The following is a 21,981-nucleotide window of genomic DNA, read 5'->3' on the forward strand; positions in this document are numbered from 1 at the left end:
ACTTGCAATAAATTACTTATTTTTAAAATAAACACGTCCTTCGCAGCGTTCATCCGCGATACGTTGTACATTGTACGTTGTACGCTGTACCTGAAACAAATACCTTTTCCAATGCGCTTTCACCTGCTTTTCCTGCTTGGCCTCCTGGGTGCTGTTGCCACCTATGCACAGGCTCCCTCGCTGGACCACGTATACATGAAGAACATCCGCACTGTGAAGTTCAACCAGTCTGGCAACTACCTGTCTTATCCCATCATCACCCTTAATAGTGGTGACCGGGTAGACCTGCAGTTTGACGACCTGGATGCTGATACCAAAGATTATTATTACGACCTGCAGCTCTGCAATGCAGACTGGACGCCGGCAGACATTAACCGCTTTGATTACCTGCGCGGTTTTTCAGAATCCCGCATCACGGACTACCAGTTTTCCAGCATGGCGCTGCAGAAGTATACGCACTACAAGCTTTCCCTGCCCAACCAGGACTGCAACCCGCTGCGCTCCGGCAACTACCTGCTCAAAGTGTTTCTCAACAGCGATACTTCGCAGCTGGTGCTCACCCGCCGCCTCCTCATCCAGGAGCCGCTGGTGAGCGTGGAAGGCAATATCCGCCAGCCTATTAACCCCAAGCTTTTCTATACTTCCCAGAAAGTGAATTTTTCCCTGAACACAAAAGGGCTGAACATCAACAATCCTTACGACCAGCTGAAAGTGTATGTGTTGCAGAATTTCCGGTGGGATAACTGCATCAGCGGCCTGCAACCCATGTTCCTGAAGGGTGATATCATTGAATACAATACGGAGAATGACTGCATTTTTCCCGGTGGCAAGGAATGGCGCTGGCAGGACCTGCGCAACTTTCACCTGCGCACCGCCCCGGGTAAGAACCAGCCGGATACTTCCAGCTTCACCACTGGCAATAATATCCGCATTACGCCGGAGTACAACCGGGCCGGCCAGCAGTATGAATATTACAAAGATGTTAACGGCATGTACCTGCCGGCCATGCTGGATAATTACGACGTTTCGGTGGAAGGGGATTATGCCCGTGTAACCTTTACTTTCCCTACCCAGCAGCCTTTTGCGGGCTATAACCTGTACCTCTTTGGAGAGATGACCGGGTATGAACTGAATAACGACAACCGCCTTGTCTACAATGGCCAGAAAGGTGCTTATGAATGTACGCTCTACCTGAAACAAGGGGTGTACAGCTACCTGTATGGCGTAGTGGATATGCAGGACCCGCAGCACAAATTCAATACAGAACTGACAGAAGGGAATTCCTGGGAAGCAGAAAATGATTATACCATCCTCGTTTATTACCGCGCCCTGGGCGCCCGCAACGACCAGTTGGTAAATGCCACGACCTGGAATTCCCTGAAGAACAGGTAGGAATTAATCATCCAGCCTGGTATCCTGCACGATCTGGCGCAGCTTCGTAATATTGGCGGCGCCACGTTTGATGATGATGCGGGTACCGCGGTCAAAGGTGAAGTAGCGGTAGAACCAGTTCGTGAATACCACGAGTTTATTGCGGAAGCCCATGAGGGTCATGAGGTGCACCACCATCCAGGTCATCCAGGCAAAGAAGCCGGAAAGCTTCATACCGCCTACCTCTGCCACGGCACGGTTGCGGCCAATGGTGGCCATACTGCCGAGGTCCTTGTATTTAAAGGGTTTCCAGGCATGGCCGGGATGTTTGCTGGCGGCTTCGAGGTTGATGGCGAGGTTCTTACCCTGTTGAATAGCCACCTGTGCCACCATGGGATAGCCCTTTGAAAACGCCGGATCATTGGTCATCTGCGCGGCATCGCCTATGGTGTAGATGTTCTTACTGCCTTTAACGAGGTTGTATTCATCCACCACGATGCGGCCGTTGGGAATGAGGGCATCTGCCGGCAGGCCGGCTATGGGCACGCCTTTCACGCCGGCGCTCCAGAGCAGTGACTGGGAATGGATGGTATTGCCATCACTGAGTTGCAGCACCTCGCCATCGTATTCTTTTACCGCCACATTGCACCGTACGTGCACGCCTATTTTGCCCAGGCCTTCTTCCGTTTTGCGGGAAGAAGCCTCGCTCATGGCGGGCAGCAGGCGGGGGCCTGCCTCAATTAAATAAATGTTCATGAGGTGCAGGGGCAGTTCCGGGTAATCCTTGGGCAGGATATGCTGCTTCAGTTCCGCGAAAGCGCCCGCCAGCTCCACGCCGGTGGGACCCCCACCCACCATCACAAAATTCAGCTTAGGTTTAATGGCTTCTTCCGTTGGCATGAGCAGGGCTTCTTCAAACTGCTTTACCACGTAGTTGCGGATCTGCACTGCTTCAATGAGTGACTTCATACCCACTGCGTGGGCTTCAATGTTCTTGTTGCCAAAGAAGTTGGTATTGCTACCGGTGGCCAGCACCAGGTAATCGTACCGCACCTCGCCAATGCTGGTTTCCAGCACATTGTCCTCCGGCCTTACCAGCTTTACTTCCGCCATACGGAAATGAAGGTTTTTCTGCTTGTTGAAAATACCGCGCAGCGGAAAGGCAATGCTCTCCGGCTCCAGCCCTGCGGTGGCCACCTGGTACAGGAGGGGTTGGAAAAGATGGTAATTATTACGATCCAGCAGTACTACCTGGAAGGGTGAATTTTTTAATTGTTTGGCCAGGCTGATGCCGCCAAAGCCGCCGCCCACAATCACGATCCGCGCTTGTCCGGTGTCCGGAATATTGGGTTGTATCATAGCAAAAGAATTAAATACTTGTCAAAGTTACTGAACTTTCAATAAAAAATGAAAGTTTGTTTTAGTTTTAAGAATTAGCGGTGTGGGGTAAAAATGAATGAGAAGAGGTATGGATATGGCTACAGGGCAGATCAATACCGGTCTCCGGTAAAAACCGGTTCCAGTTAAAAATATAAGACTACAAAGACAGTGTACGGGACTGCAAAAAAGTAAAAAGACCTGAAGCCTGCTACTACAGCAGGTTCCAGGCCTTTGATATCATCAGGGAAACAGCACTTTTTGTATGCTATCCTGTTTGGGTTCTCAAGGAATCGGGCATAGTGAGGATGCATGAATGCAGCATTTTTATACCCTATTTTGCTTTTAGCGCCAGCAGGAGCCTGGCCAGGCCAGCAATCACACTGCTTACTCCGCCTTGGCATCCGCCAGGAACTTGGCCAGGCCAATGTCCGTGAGCGGGTGTTTCAGCAGGCCCAGTATGGGCTCCAGCGGGGCGGTAACCACGTGGGCTCCCAGTTCTGCGCATTTGGTGATATGCAGGGCGCTGCGGATGCTGGCTGCCAGGATTTGTGTCTGGTAGCCCTGTATATTGAAGATATGTGCGATCTGGCCTATCAGTTCGGAACCATCCCAGCCGGAATCGTCAATGCGGCCAATGAAAGGCGAAACATAGGCAGCGCCTGCCTTTGCGGCCAGTATGGCCTGCCCGGCAGAGAATACCAATGTACAGTTAGTGCGGATCTGGTGGTCTGTAAACCACTTGATGGCCTTTACCCCATCCTTGATCATGGGCACTTTTACCACGATGTTGGGATGGATGGCGGCCAGTTCCTGTCCTTCCTTGATGATGGCGTCAAACTCGGTAGCCACTACCTCCGCGCTGATGTCGCCTTGCGGTACCATTTCGCAAATGGTCTTGTAATGTTTAATGATGTTCTCGTGGCCTTTGATGCCTTCCTTGTGCATCAGCGAGGGGTTGGTGGTTACGCCGTCCAATACGCCAAGGTCATGTGCTTCTTTGATCTGGGCAAGATTTGCCGTGTCGATAAAAAATTTCATGATGAAGATATTTTAGGATGAGGAGGTACCGGAATTGCAGCAAGTAAGGGGCCATTTTTGCTGGAGGAGCGTGGAGGAAGGGGCCTGGATAGTGAGGGGGCTGTTTAAAATAAAAAAAGGCAAGTTACTTATATCGCACCGCTACAACCACCTACCCTTGCTGCATTCCTGCCCTGGGGGAGTTCAGTAGGAGCTGGTCGTATAAGACTTGCCGGTTGCAAAGGTAACTGAATTTATCATTTCACCAAATCATTTCATCGGGCGTAGCATGTTCCTCCGTTGAAACCGCAGCCTGTGGCTGGTTTGGGAGGATCATGTTTTTTGAACGGGGGGTGTTTATGCATGCGCGCAGAAGCGGCGGCGGCTGTCTTCCAGCTCACTGAGCAGTTGCTCTACGATCTGCGCCACGGGAACAATGTCGTGTATCATTTCCACACTTTGACCGGCCGTCCAGAGTTGCTGGTAGGTGCCGGGGTGGATAGCTTTTTCCAGTTTCTTCATGCCCCTGAGCTGCACCAGCATTTTGAAATATTTTTTCGTCCGGGCGTTGCGCGACAGCATTTTCTCTATGAAGTTTTGCTTATAGCCCATTTGCTTCGCTGCCGGTGTGTTGATGATGTTGCACGGGGTGCCGGAGAGGCGCTCGGTGAGCACGATGTCGTCCATGCCGTAGTCGAGGATGCCCTGTTTGTAGGCATCGCTTACGCCGGCTTCCATGCTGGCGATGAAGCGGGTGCCGATGGACACCCCGGCAGCGTCCAGTACCAGCGCGCTGGCCACCTGCTGCCCGGTGGCAATGCCCCCCGCGGCGATCACGGGCTTGTCCGGGAAGGCGGCCCGCAGCGCCGGCACCAGCACCTGCATGGGATAGGGGCCGGCGTGCCCGCCAGCACCGGCGCATACGGCGATGAAGCCATCACAGCCTTCTTTGGCGGCTTTTTCTGCGTGTTGCAGATTGGTCACATCACAAAGTACTTTACCACCGTAACTGTGGGCAGTGTCTATCACGGTGCGGGGATTGCCCAGGGAGGTAATGTAAAAGGGTACTTTGGCGGCGGCGCATACCTGCAGGTGCTGCTCATACAGGGGATTGCTGCGCTGCACGATGAGGTTTACGCCATAATTGCCCAGCAGTCCGTGCAGCGCGGCTTTGCGGGCATTGAGCCTTTCCAGGAGGGCGGCCAGTTCGCCTTCCCGGCGGTAGTTGAGTGAAGGAAAGGTGCCGGCTATTTCCTGTTCCATGGCGGCATTGACCATGGCCTCATTGCTCACCAGGAACATGGGTGCCATAATAATGGGGTAACGGATGCCGAACGTTTGGGTAAAGGACTGGTGCATAAAACAGGCTTCAATGAACGGGAATAGTTAAATGTAACGATTTCCCGGACGCTTTACTTCCGCAGCTCCATGTGGCGGGCTACAAATTTGCCCAGGATGTCAAATTCCAGGTTCACGGTATCGCCGGCCTTCAGGTGCTTGATATTGGTGAACTCGTGGGTGTAGGGGATGATGGCCACGGTAAATTCATCAGCCCGCACGTTGAACACGGTGAGACTGATGCCGTTGAGGCAAATAGAGCCCTTTTCCACGATGAGGGCGGCAAACTGGGGCGGGAAGCCGATGCGGTAGATCCAGCTACCATCCTGTTCAGTTACGGAAAGGCAGGTGCCGGTGCCGTCCACGTGGCCCTGTACCAGGTGACCGTCTATGCGGCCGTTGAACACCATGGCGCGCTCCAGGTTCACACTGGAACCGGGTTTCAACTGGCCCAGGTTGGTTTTCTGGAGGGTTTCGTCGATGGCTACTACATCAAAGGTGGTGGTGTCCTGGCGGGTTACGGTGAGGCAAACCCCGTTGTGGGACACGCTCTGGTCTATTTTCAGCTCCGCGGCCAGGGGCGTTTCCATGGTGAGCTGTAGGTTAGTGCCCTGGCGTTCGGTGTGTGTTACGGTGCCGGTTGTTTCTATGATTCCTGTAAACATGGCTATTGATTTGGGCTTGCAAATTCCTCAATTAAATGGCAAATGCCAAATCCGGGAGTGGGGGACGGCCGGTTAGGAACCGGCAGGGGTTGATTATGAGCCGGTAAGGGAAAATTGCGCTGGGGCAATGGGTAAGTTGTATCTTTGCGGGGAGCAATGGGGCTGTGAGGGTGAAAAATTTAAAAAGGGCTTGGTGGATATTTGAAATAAATCTCTTACCTTTGCTTTCCATAAAAAAATTAATCAAAGGAGTTTTATGTTAATAATTGATTCAAAGGATTGCGAAAACATTGACAAAGCGCTTAAGAAATACAAAAAGAAATTTGAAAAAGCGCGCGTTTTATTACAACTGAGAACCCGTCAATCGTTTACCAAGCCGTCCGTTAAGCGTCGTACCCAGGTGCTGAAAGCGGTTTACCGTCAGCAGATTGCGAGCGGCAAGATTGAAGATTAATCCACTCAGTTGCTGAGTTTAACTTATACTTGATGATTGTAAAGTTTTCAATAACTTTACAATCATCAATTTTTTTGTGTTGACAGAACTGCAAGATCTCGTTGCCCGCTTCCAGGCCTATTTGCGTTTTGAAAAGCGATACGCAACCCACACGGTTACGGCCTACAGTACTGACCTGCAGCAATTCCAGGATTATATTACCCTTACCTATGGCAGCCTTCCGCTGGCCGGCATTGCCCATGTGCATATCCGGAGCTGGCTGGCCGGACTGATGGAAGCCTCCATCGCCCCCAAAAGCATTAACCGCAAAATCTCCACCCTTAAGTCTTTCTTTAAATTTGCCATCCGCCAGGGTATGGTGAAGCAATCGCCTATGGGCAAAGTTGTTTCGCCCAAGGTGGGCCGGCGCCTGCCGGAGTTCATTGATGAAAGGGGCATGCGGGCCCTGGAGGAAAACCATTCGCCGAAGGCGGCCCCCGATACCCATCTTATTTTTACGGACGACCTGGAAGGCCAGACCCACCGTCTCATTTTTGACCTGCTGTATAACACGGGCATCCGCTTGTCTGAGCTGATAGGCCTGCAGGAAAAGGATGTAGACCTGGGTCACCAGATGATAAAGGTGTTGGGGAAAGGCGGGAAGGAGCGGAGGGTGCCGGTGAGCGGCCCGCTCTGTGCACAGATCCGGGCGTACCGGGAGTTGCGCAATAAGGAATTGGGGGTGGAGACCAGCGTGTTGCTGGTGCATCCGCGCAGCGGGCGTCCGTTGTACCCGAAGTATGTATACAATATGGTGAGGAATACGCTTACCCGCCACCAGATCACGACCATCAGCAAGAAGAGCCCCCACGTGCTGCGCCATACGTTTGCCACCCATCTTACCAATGCCGGCGCAGATATCAATGCGGTGAAAGAACTGCTGGGGCACGCGTCCCTGGCGGCTACGCAGGTGTATACCCATAACACGATAGAGAAGCTGAAGGCCGTGCATCAGCAGGCCCATCCAAAGGCTTAAAAATTAACAAAATAAATTCCGGATGGGAACTAGAAAAGCCCATAAAGTTGTCTAAATTAGGTGTCCAAGCTCTTTACAATAACTTAACACAGCCGCCTATGACAGCATAACTGTACAAAGTGAATTCGATTGTTAATTTTTAAAACCTAAAGTGCTATGAACGTTCAGATTCAAACAGTGCATTTCGATGCAGATTCCAAACTGATTGATCATGTGACTAAAAAGATCCAGAAGCTGGACACGTTTTATGACCGCATTGTCAGTGTGGAGGTTTACCTAAAATTGGATAATATAGCGCACCAGATTAAAGACAAGATTGCCGAGATCAAAGTGCATATTCCACAACATGATTTCTTTGTAAAGCACGAGAGCAAATCCTTTGAAGAGTCCTTCTCCCTCGCATTCGATTCCCTTGTTAATCAGCTCAAACGTACCAAGGAGCGGAAATTTCAATTAAAATCTTAAAAATATTTTTGGAATTAAAATTCTCTTTACTACCTTTGCCATCCCATCAAAAAAGAGGGGGTGTTAAAGGTAGTAAAGTTCTTTGTGGTAGCGCGTTTTAGCCAGATTCAAGCATAAAAAACGAGCCCTTATAAAAGTCGCAAAAAAAGATTTTGTAGTTATCTCAAAACGATTAATTTTGCGCTCTCGTTTAACGGGTTACGAATTATAAAATGCCAGCATAGCTCAGTTGGCCAGAGCTACTGATTTGTAATCAGTGGGTCGGGGGTTCGAATCCCTCTGCTGGCTCTTTGAAAGTTTTTTCACCGGTAAGTTATAACCGGCCAATTGTTCGGATAGAATTTGGGAAATATAAACACGGGCAGGTTCCAGAGCGGCCAAATGGGGCGGACTGTAAATCCGCTGTCTTCGACTTCACAGGTTCGAATCCTGTCCTGCCCACACTCATATGTTCCGCTTCGTTTAAAGCGGAACATTTTTTTCCAAGCGCAGTATGCCTGCGGGCAAATGCGGGAGTAGCTCAGTTGGTAGAGCGACAGCCTTCCAAGCTGTAGGTCGCGGGTTCGAACCTCGTCTCCCGCTCTCTTTGGTAGTCGAAAAGGTTAATAGTTAATGGTGAATAGTTAATCGTAAGGAAAGCGGTCAACAAATAACAATTAACGGATAACGGTTAACTTAAAATATTACAAGCTGTTGTAGCTCAGGGGTAGAGCACTTCCTTGGTAAGGAAGAGGTCGAGAGTTCAATTCTCTTCAACAGCTCTTTTCCCGTTTTACCCGAGATCCCCAATGGGGTTTTAGGCGCAACTGGAAGGATGCTAAAAAAACAAGGCGTTGTAGCTCACCGGAAGAGCGGGCGCCCATTTGTGCGCCAGGCAATGAGTTCAATTCTCATCAACGGCTCCAGTTTGTAAATGCCGTTTTTTTAAAACAAATATCAATACAATCTTTACAAACCTTCTAAAAAGAAAATACAATGGCAAAAGAAACCTTCAAGCGGGATAAACCCCACGTAAACATTGGTACCATCGGCCACGTGGATCACGGTAAAACTACCCTGACCGCTGCCATTACCAACATTTTGGCTAACAAAGGCCTGGCAGAGAAGAAAGGATACGATGAGATCGATGCTGCCCCCGAAGAAAAAGAAAGAGGTATCACCATCAATACAGCACACGTAGAATACCAGACTGCTACCCGTCACTACGCGCACGTAGACTGCCCTGGTCACGCTGACTATGTAAAGAACATGATCACCGGTGCTGCCCAGATGGACGGTGCTATCCTGGTAGTTGCTGCTACCGATGGTCCGATGCCCCAGACACGTGAGCACATCCTGCTGGCCCGCCAGGTAGGTGTACCCCGTATCGTAGTATTCATGAACAAAGTAGACCTGGTAGACGACCCCGAGCTGCTGGAACTCGTAGAAATCGAGATCCGCGACCTGCTGTCTTCTAACGGTTTCGATGGTGATAACGTTCCTGTAATCCAGGGTTCTGCAACTGGCGCACTGGCTGGTGACTCTAAATGGGTTGCTGCTATCGACCAGCTGATGGAAGCAGTTGATACTTACATTCCCCTGCCTCCCCGTCCTGTTGATCAGCCGTTCCTGATGTCTGTAGAAGACGTATTCTCTATCACCGGTCGTGGTACTGTTGCTACCGGTCGTATCGAACGCGGTCGTATCAAGGTTGGTGACAACGTTGAAATCGTAGGTCTGCAGGCTGAACCCCTGAAATCCACTTGTACTGGTGTTGAAATGTTCAAGAAACTGCTCGACGAAGGTGAAGCTGGTGACAACGCTGGTCTGCTGCTGCGTGGTATTGAAAAGACCCAGATCCGTCGTGGTATGGTTATCTGCCAGCCCGGTACCATCACTCCCCACACTGAATTCAAATGCGAAGTTTATGTACTGAGCAAAGAAGAAGGTGGCCGTCACACTCCGTTCTTCAACAAATACCGTCCCCAGTTCTACTTCCGTACAACTGACGTAACTGGTGAAGTTGAACTGCCGGCAGGTGTTGAAATGGTGATGCCTGGTGATAACGTGTCTCTGACCGTTAAACTGATCCAACCCATCGCTATGGATAAAGGTCTGAAATTCGCTATCCGCGAAGGTGGCCGTACCGTAGGTGCTGGTCAGGTTACTGAGATCATCAAATAAGGTTTCAAAAACGCTGCATAAGCCAGTAGCGGCGTGCTGCTACTGGCTTAATATACGGGCATAGTTCAATGGTAGAATAGAGGTCTCCAAAACCTTTGATGTGGGTTCGAATCCTACTGCCCGTGCATAAAAAAATTGGGTTAAATTAATGGTAAGCGTTAATAATTAATCGCAAGATTAATATTTACGCTTTCCTTTTTTTTCCTAACTTACCAGATCTGACACCATCACCTTTACCTTTTTAATAATCAAGACATGAATAAGGTTAGAAACTATTTTCGCGAGTCCTACAATGAGCTGGTACATAAAGTGACCTGGCCCACCTGGAGTGAATTGCAGTCTTCTACCGTGGTTGTGCTGTCTGCTACCATTGTTATTACCCTTATGGTATGGTGTATGGATCAGGCGTCTAACCTGGTGCTGAACCAATATTATTCTATGTTTGTCAAATAAGCATTGTAGCAATGACAGAAGAAATTACAGATGTAGTCAATAACGGACCTTCCCCCGACACCAAGTGGTACGTGCTGCGCGTAGTAAGCGGTAAGGAAAAGAAGGTTAAAGAATATCTCGATATAGAAGTACGCCGTGGCGACTGGGGTAATGCAATTACCCAGATCTTCCTGCCGGTGGAAAAAGTATATAAAGTGCAAGCCGGTAAAAAGGTAATGCGCGAGAAGAATTTCTACCCGGGTTATGTGATGATCGAAGCGATAGACGGTAAGATGACCGATGAGCTGATCCAGGCCATCCGCACTGTTTCCGGCGTGATCCACTTCCTGGGCAAAGAGAAGCCCATTGCCCTCCGCAAGGCAGAAGTGAACAAGATGCTGGGTAAAGTGGACGAGCTTTCTGATCAGGGTATGACCATGAGCGAACCGTTCATCGTAGGCGAAACCATCAAGATCATTGATGGCCCGTTCAACGATTTCAATGGGGTGATCGAAGAAGTGATCGAAGACAAGAAGAAACTGAAGGTAACGGTGAAGATCTTTGGCCGTGCCACCCCGGTAGAGCTGAACTTCATGCAGGTAGAGAAACTGAGCTAAAAGTTACTTCGATATATTTTTCAGAGGTCCGTACGGTGGTGCGGACCTTTTGATTTTTTTGAGAGGGGACCGATGGCGGGAAACTGAAATGTCATAAATGTGTAAAATATACTAAAATGAAGGGCGAATGCTCCCAAATTTTGGGCCACGATTTTGATTTTTTTGTTTCGGGAGATATATTTCTTTACCTTTGCATCCCCTTTAAAAGGTAATTTCCATACCCGACTTTGGGAGTCTGTTGCAGATGCGGCGGACGTTTTAACCAAATTATATACTTCATCATGGCAAAAGAAATTGCAACGTACGTGAAATTGCAGGTGAAAGGTGGCCAAGCCAACCCTGCACCTCCGATTGGTCCCGCTCTGGGTTCCAAAGGTGTGAACATCATGGAGTTCTGCAAACAATTCAATGCAAGAACCCAGGACAAGATAGGTAAAGTACTGCCGGTACTGCTGACCGTTTACACTGACAAGTCTTTCGACTTCGTTATCAAAACTCCCCCCGCCGCTATTCAGCTGTTTGAAGCTGCCAAATTGCAAGGTGGTTCCAAGGAACCTAACCGTACTAAGGTAGGTAAGGTGACCTGGGCTCAGGTAGAAGCTATTGCTAAGGACAAGATGCCCGACCTGAACTGCTTTACCCTGGAAAGCGCCATGAAAATGGTAGCTGGTACTGCACGTTCTATGGGTGTTACTGTAGAAGGTAAAGCTCCCTGGGAAAACTAATTTGCAACCCTGGCAACAGGTAAACTACTCAAAACGCTAGAAAAATGGCAACGAAAAAAAGAAAAGTAGCAGACTCCAAGGTTGAGAAGAACAAGATCTACTCCCTGAAAGAAGCTGCAGGCCTTGTAAAAGACCTTAACTGCACCAAATTCGACAGCTCTGTCGATCTGCATATCCGCTTAGGCGTTGATCCTAAGAAAGCTGACCAGGCTATCCGTGGCTCCGTTACGCTTCCGCACGGTACTGGTAAAACAAAAAGAGTGTTGGTTCTTTGCACCCCTGATAAGGAAAATGATGCAAAGGCCGCCGGCGCCGATTACGTAGGTCTGGATGAGTTTATCTCCAAGATCGAGGCTGGCTGGACCGATGTAGACGTTATCGTGGCTACGCCCGCGGTGATGCCCAAGATCGGTAAGCTGGGTAAGATCCTCGGCCCCCGTAACCTGATGCCGAACCCGAAGACAGGTACCGTTACCAACGATGTAGCTGCCGCGGTAAATGAAGTAAAGGGTGGTAAGATCACGTTCAAGGTAGACAAGGCTGGTATCATCCATGCTTCTATCGGCCGTATCTCTTTCGCTCCTGAAAAAATTGAGCAGAACTCTCAGGAACTGATCAACGCGATCATCCGCCTGAAGCCTGCCACTGCTAAGGGCACTTACCTGAAAGGCTTGTCCATGGCGAGCACCATGAGTCCGGGTATTGTAATTGACACTAAATCCGTTCAAAACTAATTGACAGTTTAGTGCAGGCATTAAACCGTTTAATTACAAAATCAAAGTCATGAACCAAGAACAGAAAAACGAAGTGATCGAACTGCTGAAAGGCAAGTTCTCTCAATATAGCAACTTCTACATCACCAACACCGAGTCCCTGAGTGTTGCACAGATCAACGACCTGCGTCGTGTGTGCTTCGACAAGCAAGTGGAAATGAAGGTGGCAAAGAACACCCTGATCCGCAAGGCCCTGGAATCCCTGGACAGCGAAAAGTACAGTGGTATTTTTGACGCCCTGCATGGTGTAACCGCCCTGATGTTCTCTGACAGCCCGAAAGAGCCTGCCGTGATCATCTCTTCTTTCCGTAAGGCGGTGGGCCCGAAAGAAACCCGCCCTGTGCTGAAAGCAGCTTTCGTGGGTGATGAAATTTACATGGGTGATAACCAGCTGGCTTCCCTGGTGGCTATCAAAACCAAGAACGAACTCATTGGCGACGTTATCGGTCTGCTGCAATCTCCTGCAAAGCGCGTTATCGCTGCCCTGCTGGAAAAAGGCAAGAAAGAAGGCGCTGCTGCAGAAGCACCTGCTGCCGAGTAAGTTCCCATTTCCAGGCCGGCAGTTTCCAGGATCTGATAATGGAAATGGTACGCTGGAAATTTCCCAACATTGGCTTCCAAGCTACACTATATTTTAGTTAAACAAATCAATTCAAAAACAACTTAAATTATCATAACAATGGCAGACGTTAAAGCTTTGGCCGAACAATTAGTAGGTCTCACCGTTAAAGAAGTACAGGAACTCGCAGACGTACTGAAATCTGAGTACGGTATTGAACCTGCTGCTGCAGCTGTAGTAGTAGCTGGCGGCGGCGACGGTGGCGCAGCTGTAGAAGAAAAAACTGCGTTCAACGTAATCCTGAAATCTGCAGGTGCTAGCAAACTGAACGTTGTGAAGGTTGTAAAAGACCTGACCGGTCTTGGTCTGAAAGAAGCTAAGGAACTGGTAGATGGTGCTCCGAAAGCCATTAAGGAAGGCGTGAGCAAAGCCGAAGCCGAAGATCTGAAAGCTAAGCTGACTGAAGCTGGTGCTGAAGTAGAAATTCAGTAATTCTTTGCATAAAAAGCATACCTCTTTATAAGGTCAAAAGTGCTTCGGCGCTTTTGGCCTTAACCCAATTGGGAGGGTGCCTTTTACGGTGGCTTGAGGGAAATGTTCCGCTGCCCGTGGAATGCGCCACCAGCAAGGCTATCAACATTTATGATGGTATTTTGGCAAAGAAAGCTTAATTTCCCCTAATTATACTTGTCATATAACAGCTAACTTCGAATATGTCTCTTAAAAAAGCCCAAACAAGCGAAAGAGTAAATTTTGGAAAGATCAAACAAATTACTGAGACACCGGATCTGTTGGCTATCCAAATCCAATCTTTCAAGGATTTCTTCCAATTAGAAACCACTCCTGATAAGCGAAATAACGAAGGCCTTTTCAAAGTGTTCAAGGAGAACTTCCCCATTACGGACACCCGTAATATCTTCAACCTGGAGTTCCTGGACTACTTTGTGGACCCGCCCCGTTATACAATCGACGAGTGTATTGAGCGTGGGTTAACGTATTCAGTTCCCCTGAAAGCGAAACTCCGCCTGAGCTGTAATGACGAGGAGCACGTTGACTTCCAGACCATCGTGCAGGATGTATTCCTTGGGAACATCCCGTACATGACCCCCCGCGGTACGTTTGTGATCAACGGCGCAGAGCGTGTGGTAGTATCTCAGCTGCATCGTTCGCCAGGTGTGTTCTTTGGCCAGTCGGTTCACCCGAACGGTACAAAGATCTATTCTGCGAGGGTAATCCCGTTCAAGGGCGCCTGGATGGAATTTGCTACGGATATCAACAACGTGATGTACGCGTACATTGACCGTAAGAAAAAGTTCCCGGTAACCACCCTGTTGCGTTCCATTGGCTACGAAACAGACAAGGACATCCTCCAGCTGTTCGGCATGGCGGATGAGGTGAAAGCCGACCGTAAAAACCTCGAAAAATACACCGGCAAGAAGCTCGCCGCACGCGTGCTGAGAAGCTGGGTGGAAGACTTCGTGGATGAAGACACCGGTGAAGTAGTGTCCATCGAGCGCAATGAAGTGATCCTGGAGCGCGACAGCATCCTGGACGCCACTAACATTGACCTTATCCTGGACATGGACGTGAAAAGCGTTTTCGTGCAGAAAGAAGAAGTGAGCGGCGATTACTCCATCATCTACAACACCCTTAATAAGGACACCTCCAACTCCGAGCTGGAAGCCGTTCAGCATATCTACCGCCAACTGCGCGGTGCGGATGCGCCGGACGATGAAACCGCCCGTGGTATCATTGATAAACTGTTCTTCTCTGACAAACGTTATGACCTCGGTGACGTGGGCCGTTATAAGATCAACCGCAAGTTGAACCTGACCACTCCCCTGGACATGAAGGTGCTCACGAAAGACGACATCATCTCCATCATTAAATACCTGGTACAACTCACCAACGGTAAAGCAGAAATCGACGATATCGATCACCTGTCCAACCGCCGTGTACGTACCGTGGGTGAACAGCTGTACGCACAGTTTGGCGTAGGGCTGGCCCGTATGGCCCGCACCATCCGCGAACGTATGAACGTACGCGACAACGAAGTATTTACGCCGGTAGACCTGATCAACGCCAGAACCCTGAGCTCCGTGATCAACTCCTTCTTCGGTACTTCCCAGCTGTCACAGTTCCTGGACCAGACCAACCCCTTGTCTGAGATCACGCACAAGCGCCGTATCTCTGCCCTGGGCCCCGGTGGCCTGAGCCGCGAGCGCGCCGGCTTTGAGGTGCGTGACGTACACTACTCCCACTACGGCCGTCTCTGTACCATTGAGACACCGGAAGGTCCGAACATCGGTCTGATCTCTACCTTGTGCGTACACGCCAAGATCAACGAGATGGGCTTCATCGAAACTCCTTACCGTAAAGTAAAAGACGGTAAAGTGGACATGCAGCACGTGAAATTCCTTTCCGCTGAAGAAGAAGACAGCGTGAAGATTGCACAGGCCAATGCGGAACTGGACGAAAAAGGCAATTTTATTTCCGATAAGATCAAGTCCCGCGAAACCGGCGACTTCCCCATCCTGGATAAGGATGACGTGGAGTACATGGACGTAGCGCCCAACCAGATCGTAGGCCTGAGCGCATCACTGATCCCCTTCCTGGAACATGATGACGCCAACCGTGCGCTGATGGGCTCTAACATGCAACGCCAGGCGGTGCCCCTGATCAACCCGCAGGTACCCATCGTAGGTACCGGCCTGGAAGGTAAAGCAGCCCGCGACAGCCGCCTGCAGATCACCTCAGAAGGTAAGGGCGTGGTAGAATTTGTAGATGCCAACGAGATCCATGTGCGTTATGAACGCGATGAGATGCAGAAACTGGTAAGCTTTGAAGACGACCTCGTAGTATATAAACTCACCAAATTCGTTAAGACCAACCAGAGCACCTGCATCAACCTGCGCCCGGCCGTGAAGAAAGGCCAGCGCCTGGTGGAAGGTGACTTCCTGACCGAAGGCTATGCTACCCGCAACGGTGAGCTGGCCCTGGGCCGTAACATGAAGGTTGCCTTCATGCCCTGGAAAGGTTACAACTTTGAGGATGCTATCGTTATCTCCGAGCGCGTGGCCCGCGAAGACCTGTTCACCTCCATCCACATCGATGAGTATGAACTGGAAGTACGCGACACCAAGCTGGGTGAAGAGGAACTGACCCCGGATATCCCGAACGTGAGCGAAGAAGCCACCAAGGACCTGGACCAGAACGGTATCATCCGCGTAGGCGCCCACATTAAAGAAGGCGATATCCTGATCGGTAAGATCACCCCCCGTGGTGAGTCTGATCCTTCACCGGAAGAAAAGCTGCTGAGAGCGATCTTCGGCGACAAGGCTTCCGATGCCAAGGATGCGTCCCTGAAGGCACCTCCCTCCACAGAAGGTGTGGTGATCGACAAGAAATTGTTCTCCCGCGCCAAGAAAGATAAGAACTCCAAGACCCGTGAAAAAGCGGCGATTGAGAAACTGGAAAAGATCCATCAGAAGAATGAAGAAGACCTGCTGGAAGTACTCATGGGTAAGCTGCTCACGCTGCTGAAGGAAAAAACTTCTTCCGGTGTGACCAACACTTACGGTGAAGTACTGATCTCCAAAGGCTCCAAGTTCTCCCAGAAAAACCTGGCAAACGTGGACTTCCAGAATGTGAACCCGCTGAACTGGACCACGGATGAAGTGACCAACGACCAGATCAACATCCTGTTGCACAACTATAACATCAAGTACAACGAGGAACTGGGCCGCTACAAACGTGAGAAATTCAACATTTCCATCGGTGATGAACTGCCTGCAGGCGTGCTGAAACTGGCGAAGGTATACCTGGCCAGCAAACGTAAGCTGAAGGTGGGTGATAAGATGGCGGGCCGCCATGGTAACAAGGGTATCGTAGCCAAGATCGTGCGTGATGAAGATCTGCCGTTCCTGGAAGATGGTACTCCGGTAGACATCGTACTGAACCCGCTGGGCGTACCTTCCCGTATGAACCTGGGCCAGATCTATGAAACCGTACTGGGTTGGGCCGGTCTGAAACTGGGTGTGAAATTCGCCACTCCGATCTTCGACGGTGCTACTACCGAAGAGATCCAGGATTATGTTGAACAGGCAGGTTTGCCCAAGTTTGGCCACACGTACCTGTACGATGGTGAAACCGGTGAACGCTTCCACCAGAAGGCGACCGTAGGCGTGATCTACATGCTGAAACTGAGCCACATGGTGGACGACAAGATGCACGCACGTTCTATCGGACCGTACTCCCTCATTACCCAGCAGCCGCTGGGTGGTAAGGCACAATTCGGTGGTCAGCGCTTCGGTGAAATGGAAGTGTGGGCCCTGGAAGCGTACGGTGCATCCAACATCCTGCAAGAGTTACTGACGATTAAATCCGATGATATTGTGGGCCGTGCCAAGGCATACGAATCTATCGTGAAAGGCGATAACATTCCGAAAGCCGGCGTACCGGAATCCTTCAATGTATTGATCCACGAATTACGTGGTCTGGGTCTGGATCTGAAGTTCGATTGATTGCACAATAAGCCATAAAAGTCCGGAGAGCTGCAAGCCGCGGGGAACGAAAGTCCTTGCTGCTTGTGGCTTGCCGGCTATAGAAGCCTCCCTTTAGAATTTTCTTTAAACAACTCATACATGGCCATTAAGAAAGAAAATCGTCCTAAGTCAAATTTTAGCAGCATTACCATTAGCCTGGCCTCCCCGGATACCATCCTGGAGCGCTCCTATGGTGAGGTGCTGAAGCCTGAAACCATCAACTACCGTACTTACAAACCGGAGCGTGATGGTCTGTTCTGCGAAAGGATATTCGGGCCTGTGAAAGACTACGAATGCTATTGCGGCAAGTACAAACGTATCCGCTATAAAGGCATCGTGTGCGACCGCTGCGGTGTGGAAGTAACTGAGAAGAAAGTGCGCCGCGAAAGAATGGGCCACATCCGCCTGGTGGTACCCGTTGTACATATCTGGTACTTCAAATCACTGCCCAATAAAATCGGCTACCTGTTGGGTATGTCTTCCAAAAAGCTGGAAACCATCGTTTACTACGAACGTTATGTAGTGATCCAATCCGGTGCCAAGCAAGAGAAAGGCCTCAACTATGGTGACCTGCTGACAGAAGAAGAATACCTGGACATCCTCGATACCCTGCCCAAAGACAACCAGCTGCTGCCGGATGAAGATCCGAACAAGTTCATCGCCAAGATGGGTGCAGAAGCGGTAGAAATGATGCTGGCCCGTATTGAACTGGATTCCCTGTCTTACCAGCTGCGCAACCAGGCTGCTACTGAAACCAGCCAGCAGCGTAAAGCGGAAGCCCTGAAACGCCTGAGCGTGGTGGAAGCTTTCCGTGAGGCCAATGGCCGCGTAGACAACCGTCCGGAATGGATGGTAATGCAATATATCCCGGTAGTACCGCCCGAGCTGCGCCCCCTGGTGCCCCTGGACGGTGGCCGTTTTGCGTCTTCCGACCTGAACGACCTGTACCGCCGTGTAATTATCCGTAACAACCGTCTGAAACGCCTGATCGAGATCAAGGCACCCGAGGTGATCCTGCGTAACGAAAAACGTATGCTGCAGGAAGCTGTAGATTCCCTGTTCGACAACTCCCGCAAATCCAACGCGGTGAAAGCCGAAGGAGGCCGTGCGCTGAAGTCCCTGTCTGACGTACTGAAAGGTAAACAAGGCCGTTTCCGCCAGAACCTGCTCGGTAAACGTGTGGATTATTCCGGCCGTTCCGTAATCGTGGTAGGCCCGGAACTGAAACTGCACGAGTGTGGCCTGCCGAAAGATATGGCCGCGGAACTGTTCAAACCGTTCATTATCCGCAAGCTCATTGAAAGAGGCATTGTAAAAACAGTAAAATCCGCGAAGAAACTAGTGGACCGCAAGGAAGCCGTGGTTTGGGACATCCTGGAAAACGTGCTGAAAGGCCACCCGGTGATGCTGAACCGTGCCCCGACGCTGCACCGCCTGTCTATCCAGGCCTTCCAGCCCAAACTGGTAGAAGGTAAAGCCATCCAGCTGCACCCCCTGGTGTGCTCCGCGTTCAACGCCGACTTTGACGGTGACCAGATGGCGGTACACGTGCCCCTGAGCAATGCCGCTATCCTGGAAGCACAGCTGCTGATGCTGTCTTCCCACAATATCCTGAACCCGCAGAACGGTACGCCGATCACCCTGCCCTCACAGGACATGGTACTTGGTCTGTATTACATTACCAAGGGCAAAAAGACCATGGGTAATGAAGTAGTGCGCGGCGAAGGCAAAGCATTCTACTCCGCAGAAGAAGTGATCATCGCATACAACGAAGACCGTGTAGACCTGCACGCACATATCCGGGTGAAAGCCTCCGTGCGTAAGGAAGACGGTACCGGCCTGGAAGTGAAGCTGATCGAGACCACTGTAGGCCGCGTGATCTTCAACCAGTTCGTTCCGAAGGAAGCGGGCTATGTAAACGCCCTGCTGACCAAGAAGTCACTGCGTGAGATCATCGGTGATATTATCAAGTACACTGACATTCCGAAGACTGCGAAGTTCCTGGACGACATCAAACAGCTCGGTTTCCGCATGGCATTCCGTGGTGGTCTGTCCTTCAACATCAATGACCTGATCATCCCTGAAGTGAAACAACACATGATCGACGGCGCTTCCAGCGAAGTAGATGAAGTGTGGGATAACTACAATATGGGTCTGATCACCAACAACGAACGTTATAACCAGATCATCGATATTTGGTCCCGCGTGGATACCAAAGTGACCGAAACCCTCATCCGCGAACTGGCGTCCGACAAACAGGGCTTCAACTCCGTGTACATGATGCTGGATTCCGGTGCACGTGGTTCCAAACAGCAGATCAAGCAGCTGGCTGGTTTGAGAGGTCTGATGGCCAAGCCGCGTAAGAGTGGCTCTACCGGCTCTGAGATCATCGAAAACCCGATCCTGTCTAACTTTAAGGATGGTCTGAACGTATTGGAATACTTCATCTCTACGCACGGTGCCCGTAAGGGTCTGGCGGATACGGCATTGAAAACGGCGGATGCAGGTTACCTGACCCGTCGTCTGGTGGACGTAGCACAGGATGTGGTAATTACAGAAGAAGACTGCGGTACGCTGCGTGGTATTGCCACCACCGCCCTGAAGGATAACGAAGAAGTGGTAGAACCGCTCTACGACCGTATCCTGGGCCGTACTTCCCTGCACGATGTATTTGACCCGATCACTGAAGAGCTGCTGGTAGCCGCTGGTCAGCAGATCGACGAAGACATCGCTCATAAGATTGAACACAGCGCTATTGAGTCTGTGGAGATCCGCTCCGTACTGACCTGTGAAAGCCGCCATGGTGTTTGCGTGAAGTGCTACGGCAAAAACCTCGCTACCGGTTATACCGCACAGCGTGGCGATGCAGTGGGTATCATCGCAGCACAGTCTATCGGTGAGCCGGGTACACAGCTGACACTGCGTACCTTCCACGTGGGTGGTGTGGCCGGTTCTACTTCCGTGGAATCTACAATGCCTGCCAAATTTGAAGGTACCGTACAGTTTGATGGTCTCCGTACCACTACCTACGAGAACGCCGAAGGCGAGAAAGTACAGGTGGTTATCGGCCGTACCGGTGAGCTCCGTATCATGGACGTGAAGAATGACCGCCTGCTGATCACCAACAACATTCCCTACGGTTCTACCCTGCTCGTAAAAGACGGCCAGAAAGTAGCCAAGGGCGATGCGATCTGCACGTGGGACCCGTACAACGCCGTTATCGTATCTGAGATCGCGGGTAACATCCGCTTCGACAGCATCATTGAAGGTATCACCTTCCGTGAAGAAGCTGACGAGCAGACCGGTCACCGTGAGAAAGTGGTTATTGAAACCAAAGACAAGAACAAGATCCCCTCTGTACTGGTAGACGGTAACAAAGAGGTGAAATCATACAACCTGCCGGTAGGCTCCCACATCGTGATTGACGAAGGGGAAGCAGTAAAGGCCGGCCAGGTAATCGTGAAGATCCCCCGTATCCTGGGTAAACTGCGCGACATCACCGGTGGTCTGCCGCGTGTAACTGAGCTGTTTGAAGCCCGTAACCCGAGCAACCCTGCTATCGTATCCGAGATCGATGGTGTGGTAGCATTCGGTAACATCAAACGTGGTAACCGTGAGATCATCATTGAAAGCCGCGAACAGCAGGTGAAGAAATACCTGGTGCCGCTGAGCCGCCACATCCTGGTACAGGACGGCGACTTCGTAAAAGCCGGTACGCCGCTGTCTGACGGTTCTACCACCCCTGCGGATATCCTCTCCATCAAAGGCCCGTTTGCCGTACAGGAATACCTGGTGAACGAGATCCAGGAAGTATACCGTTTACAGGGTGTAAAGATCAACGATAAACACATCGAGGTGATCGTACGCCAGATGATGCGCAAAGTAAGCATCGAAGATCCGGGAGATACCAAGTTCCTGGAAGGCGACACCGTAGACAAATTCGAGTTCCTGGAAGAGAACGACAACATCTTTGACAAGAAGGTGGTGACCAGCGCGGGCGAAAGCGCCACGCTGAAAGCAGGTCAGATCGTGACCCTGCGCCAGGTGCGTGAAGAAAACAGCCTGCTGCGCCGCGCAGACAAGGCCCTGGTAGAATACCGCGATGCGGAAGCTGCAACATCCAGCCCGCTGCTGCAAGGTATCACCAAGGCGTCCCTGGGTACGCACAGCTGGATCTCCGCTGCATCATTCCAGGAAACCACCAAGGTATTGTCATCTGCAGCCATCAACGGCAAGATCGACGATATGCTGGGCCTGAAGGAGAACGTGATCACCGGTCACCTGATCCCTGCAGGTACTGGTCTGCGTGAGTTTGAGAACATGATCGTAGGTTCGAAAGAAGAATACGACATCCTCGCATCTTCCAAGGAAGTGTTCCAGTTTGACGAAGAGGAATAGTCCTTAAGATAGTTTTGAAAAAAGCCCCGCCGAGTAATTGGCGGGGCTTTTTTTTCGTTTTAAGG

The 21,981-nt window shown here is 50.6% G+C and carries 17 protein-coding genes, 6 tRNA genes and 1 other RNA gene; 19 read left to right on the top strand and 5 right to left on the bottom strand.

Going from position 1 to position 21,981, the window contains the following annotated elements:
* Positions 1-111 precede the first annotated feature (111 nt).
* The gene (locus DCC81_RS11330) at positions 112-1,392 is read left to right on the top strand and encodes a type IX secretion system plug protein (protein ID WP_108686746.1); all 1,281 of its coding nucleotides are present in this window, start codon (positions 112-114) and stop codon (positions 1,390-1,392) included.
* 3 nt (positions 1,393-1,395) lie between these two features.
* On the opposite strand, the gene DCC81_RS11335 is transcribed toward DCC81_RS11330, so the two are convergent.
* The 5 genes from DCC81_RS11335 to DCC81_RS11355 form a co-directional block, all read right to left on the bottom strand.
* On the bottom strand, positions 1,396-2,730 hold the full coding sequence (locus DCC81_RS11335; protein ID WP_108686747.1) for an NAD(P)/FAD-dependent oxidoreductase: 1,335 nt from the start codon (positions 2,728-2,730) through the stop codon (positions 1,396-1,398).
* Positions 2,731-3,135: 405 nt separating this feature from the next.
* Positions 3,136-3,789: a transaldolase family protein gene (locus tag DCC81_RS11340; RefSeq protein ID WP_108686748.1), complete on the bottom strand. Its 654-nt coding sequence runs from the start codon at positions 3,787-3,789 to the stop codon at positions 3,136-3,138.
* Between the two features lie 114 nt (positions 3,790-3,903).
* Positions 3,904-4,003, bottom strand: an RNA gene (gene ffs, locus DCC81_RS11345) — signal recognition particle sRNA small type.
* Between the two features lie 122 nt (positions 4,004-4,125).
* A complete protein-coding gene (locus tag DCC81_RS11350; protein WP_108686749.1) occupies positions 4,126-5,127 on the bottom strand; it encodes an NAD(P)H-dependent flavin oxidoreductase in 1,002 nt (333 codons plus the stop codon).
* 53 nt (positions 5,128-5,180) lie between these two features.
* Positions 5,181-5,771 (bottom strand): riboflavin synthase, encoded by a 591-nt coding sequence (locus DCC81_RS11355; protein WP_108686750.1) that lies wholly within the window; start codon positions 5,769-5,771, stop codon positions 5,181-5,183.
* A 256-nt stretch (positions 5,772-6,027) separates the two neighbouring features.
* Here DCC81_RS11355 and rpsU point away from each other — a divergent pair, with 256 nt between their 5' ends.
* From rpsU to rpoC, 18 genes are all read left to right on the top strand, one after another.
* Positions 6,028-6,225: a 30S ribosomal protein S21 gene (rpsU, locus tag DCC81_RS11360; protein ID WP_108686751.1), complete on the top strand. Its 198-nt coding sequence runs from the start codon at positions 6,028-6,030 to the stop codon at positions 6,223-6,225.
* Positions 6,226-6,301: 76 nt separating this feature from the next.
* Positions 6,302-7,240 (top strand): tyrosine-type recombinase/integrase, encoded by a 939-nt coding sequence (locus DCC81_RS11365; RefSeq protein ID WP_394337120.1) that lies wholly within the window; start codon positions 6,302-6,304, stop codon positions 7,238-7,240.
* A gap of 156 nt (positions 7,241-7,396) precedes the next feature.
* On the top strand, positions 7,397-7,705 hold the full coding sequence (locus DCC81_RS11370; protein WP_108686753.1) for an HPF/RaiA family ribosome-associated protein: 309 nt from the start codon (positions 7,397-7,399) through the stop codon (positions 7,703-7,705).
* A gap of 214 nt (positions 7,706-7,919) precedes the next feature.
* Positions 7,920-7,993, top strand: a tRNA-Thr gene (locus DCC81_RS11375).
* Between the two features lie 71 nt (positions 7,994-8,064).
* A tRNA-Tyr gene (locus DCC81_RS11380) sits at positions 8,065-8,146 on the top strand.
* Positions 8,147-8,214: 68 nt separating this feature from the next.
* A tRNA-Gly gene (locus tag DCC81_RS11385) sits at positions 8,215-8,287 on the top strand.
* Positions 8,288-8,394: 107 nt separating this feature from the next.
* Positions 8,395-8,466, top strand: a tRNA-Thr gene (locus tag DCC81_RS11390).
* Positions 8,467-8,534: 68 nt separating this feature from the next.
* Positions 8,535-8,610, top strand: a tRNA-Lys gene (locus DCC81_RS11395).
* A gap of 70 nt (positions 8,611-8,680) precedes the next feature.
* On the top strand, positions 8,681-9,868 hold the full coding sequence (tuf, locus tag DCC81_RS11400; RefSeq protein WP_108686754.1) for an elongation factor Tu: 1,188 nt from the start codon (positions 8,681-8,683) through the stop codon (positions 9,866-9,868).
* 54 nt (positions 9,869-9,922) lie between these two features.
* Positions 9,923-9,993 (top strand) — tRNA-Trp (locus DCC81_RS11405).
* A gap of 130 nt (positions 9,994-10,123) precedes the next feature.
* Entirely contained in the window at positions 10,124-10,321 is a 198-nt protein-coding gene (gene secE / locus DCC81_RS11410; RefSeq protein WP_108686755.1) for a preprotein translocase subunit SecE, read from the top strand.
* Between the two features lie 11 nt (positions 10,322-10,332).
* A complete protein-coding gene (gene nusG / locus DCC81_RS11415) occupies positions 10,333-10,917 on the top strand; it encodes a transcription termination/antitermination protein NusG (protein WP_108686756.1) in 585 nt (194 codons plus the stop codon).
* 281 nt (positions 10,918-11,198) lie between these two features.
* A complete protein-coding gene (gene rplK, locus DCC81_RS11425; protein ID WP_108686758.1) occupies positions 11,199-11,642 on the top strand; it encodes a 50S ribosomal protein L11 in 444 nt (147 codons plus the stop codon).
* A gap of 44 nt (positions 11,643-11,686) precedes the next feature.
* Entirely contained in the window at positions 11,687-12,376 is a 690-nt protein-coding gene (gene rplA / locus DCC81_RS11430; RefSeq protein ID WP_108686759.1) for a 50S ribosomal protein L1, read from the top strand.
* A gap of 49 nt (positions 12,377-12,425) precedes the next feature.
* Positions 12,426-12,956, top strand: coding sequence for a 50S ribosomal protein L10 (gene rplJ, locus DCC81_RS11435; protein ID WP_108686760.1), 531 nt, complete (start codon positions 12,426-12,428; stop codon positions 12,954-12,956).
* A 138-nt stretch (positions 12,957-13,094) separates the two neighbouring features.
* Positions 13,095-13,466, top strand: coding sequence for a 50S ribosomal protein L7/L12 (gene rplL, locus DCC81_RS11440; protein WP_108686761.1), 372 nt, complete (start codon positions 13,095-13,097; stop codon positions 13,464-13,466).
* A gap of 221 nt (positions 13,467-13,687) precedes the next feature.
* Positions 13,688-17,497: a DNA-directed RNA polymerase subunit beta gene (rpoB, locus tag DCC81_RS11445; RefSeq protein WP_108686762.1), complete on the top strand. Its 3,810-nt coding sequence runs from the start codon at positions 13,688-13,690 to the stop codon at positions 17,495-17,497.
* A gap of 120 nt (positions 17,498-17,617) precedes the next feature.
* Positions 17,618-21,916 (top strand): DNA-directed RNA polymerase subunit beta', encoded by a 4,299-nt coding sequence (rpoC, locus tag DCC81_RS11450; RefSeq protein WP_108686763.1) that lies wholly within the window; start codon positions 17,618-17,620, stop codon positions 21,914-21,916.
* Positions 21,917-21,981: the final 65 nt, after the last annotated feature.

Origin of the sequence: Chitinophaga parva (assembly GCF_003071345.1) — a bacterium.
Taxonomy (GTDB): Bacteria; Bacteroidota; Bacteroidia; order Chitinophagales; family Chitinophagaceae; genus Chitinophaga; species Chitinophaga parva.

What these genes read in the sequence shown, in the direction of transcription:
- DCC81_RS11355 (WP_108686750.1), bottom strand. Translation starts at nt 5,771, where the DNA reads ATGTTTACAGGAATCATAGAAACAACCGGCACCGTAACACACACCGAA.
- rplL (WP_108686761.1), top strand. Translation starts at nt 13,095, where the DNA reads ATGGCAGACGTTAAAGCTTTGGCCGAACAATTAGTAGGTCTCACCGTT.
- rpsU (WP_108686751.1), top strand. Translation starts at nt 6,028, where the DNA reads ATGTTAATAATTGATTCAAAGGATTGCGAAAACATTGACAAAGCGCTT.
- DCC81_RS11330 (WP_108686746.1), top strand. Translation starts at nt 112, where the DNA reads ATGCGCTTTCACCTGCTTTTCCTGCTTGGCCTCCTGGGTGCTGTTGCC.
- DCC81_RS11340 (WP_108686748.1), bottom strand. Translation starts at nt 3,789, where the DNA reads ATGAAATTTTTTATCGACACGGCAAATCTTGCCCAGATCAAAGAAGCA.
- DCC81_RS11370 (WP_108686753.1), top strand. Translation starts at nt 7,397, where the DNA reads ATGAACGTTCAGATTCAAACAGTGCATTTCGATGCAGATTCCAAACTG.
- rpoB (WP_108686762.1), top strand. Translation starts at nt 13,688, where the DNA reads ATGTCTCTTAAAAAAGCCCAAACAAGCGAAAGAGTAAATTTTGGAAAG.
- secE (WP_108686755.1), top strand. Translation starts at nt 10,124, where the DNA reads ATGAATAAGGTTAGAAACTATTTTCGCGAGTCCTACAATGAGCTGGTA.
- DCC81_RS11335 (WP_108686747.1), bottom strand. Translation starts at nt 2,730, where the DNA reads ATGATACAACCCAATATTCCGGACACCGGACAAGCGCGGATCGTGATT.
- rpoC (WP_108686763.1), top strand. Translation starts at nt 17,618, where the DNA reads ATGGCCATTAAGAAAGAAAATCGTCCTAAGTCAAATTTTAGCAGCATT.
- rplK (WP_108686758.1), top strand. Translation starts at nt 11,199, where the DNA reads ATGGCAAAAGAAATTGCAACGTACGTGAAATTGCAGGTGAAAGGTGGC.
- DCC81_RS11350 (WP_108686749.1), bottom strand. Translation starts at nt 5,127, where the DNA reads ATGCACCAGTCCTTTACCCAAACGTTCGGCATCCGTTACCCCATTATT.
- tuf (WP_108686754.1), top strand. Translation starts at nt 8,681, where the DNA reads ATGGCAAAAGAAACCTTCAAGCGGGATAAACCCCACGTAAACATTGGT.
- rplJ (WP_108686760.1), top strand. Translation starts at nt 12,426, where the DNA reads ATGAACCAAGAACAGAAAAACGAAGTGATCGAACTGCTGAAAGGCAAG.
- nusG (WP_108686756.1), top strand. Translation starts at nt 10,333, where the DNA reads ATGACAGAAGAAATTACAGATGTAGTCAATAACGGACCTTCCCCCGAC.
- rplA (WP_108686759.1), top strand. Translation starts at nt 11,687, where the DNA reads ATGGCAACGAAAAAAAGAAAAGTAGCAGACTCCAAGGTTGAGAAGAAC.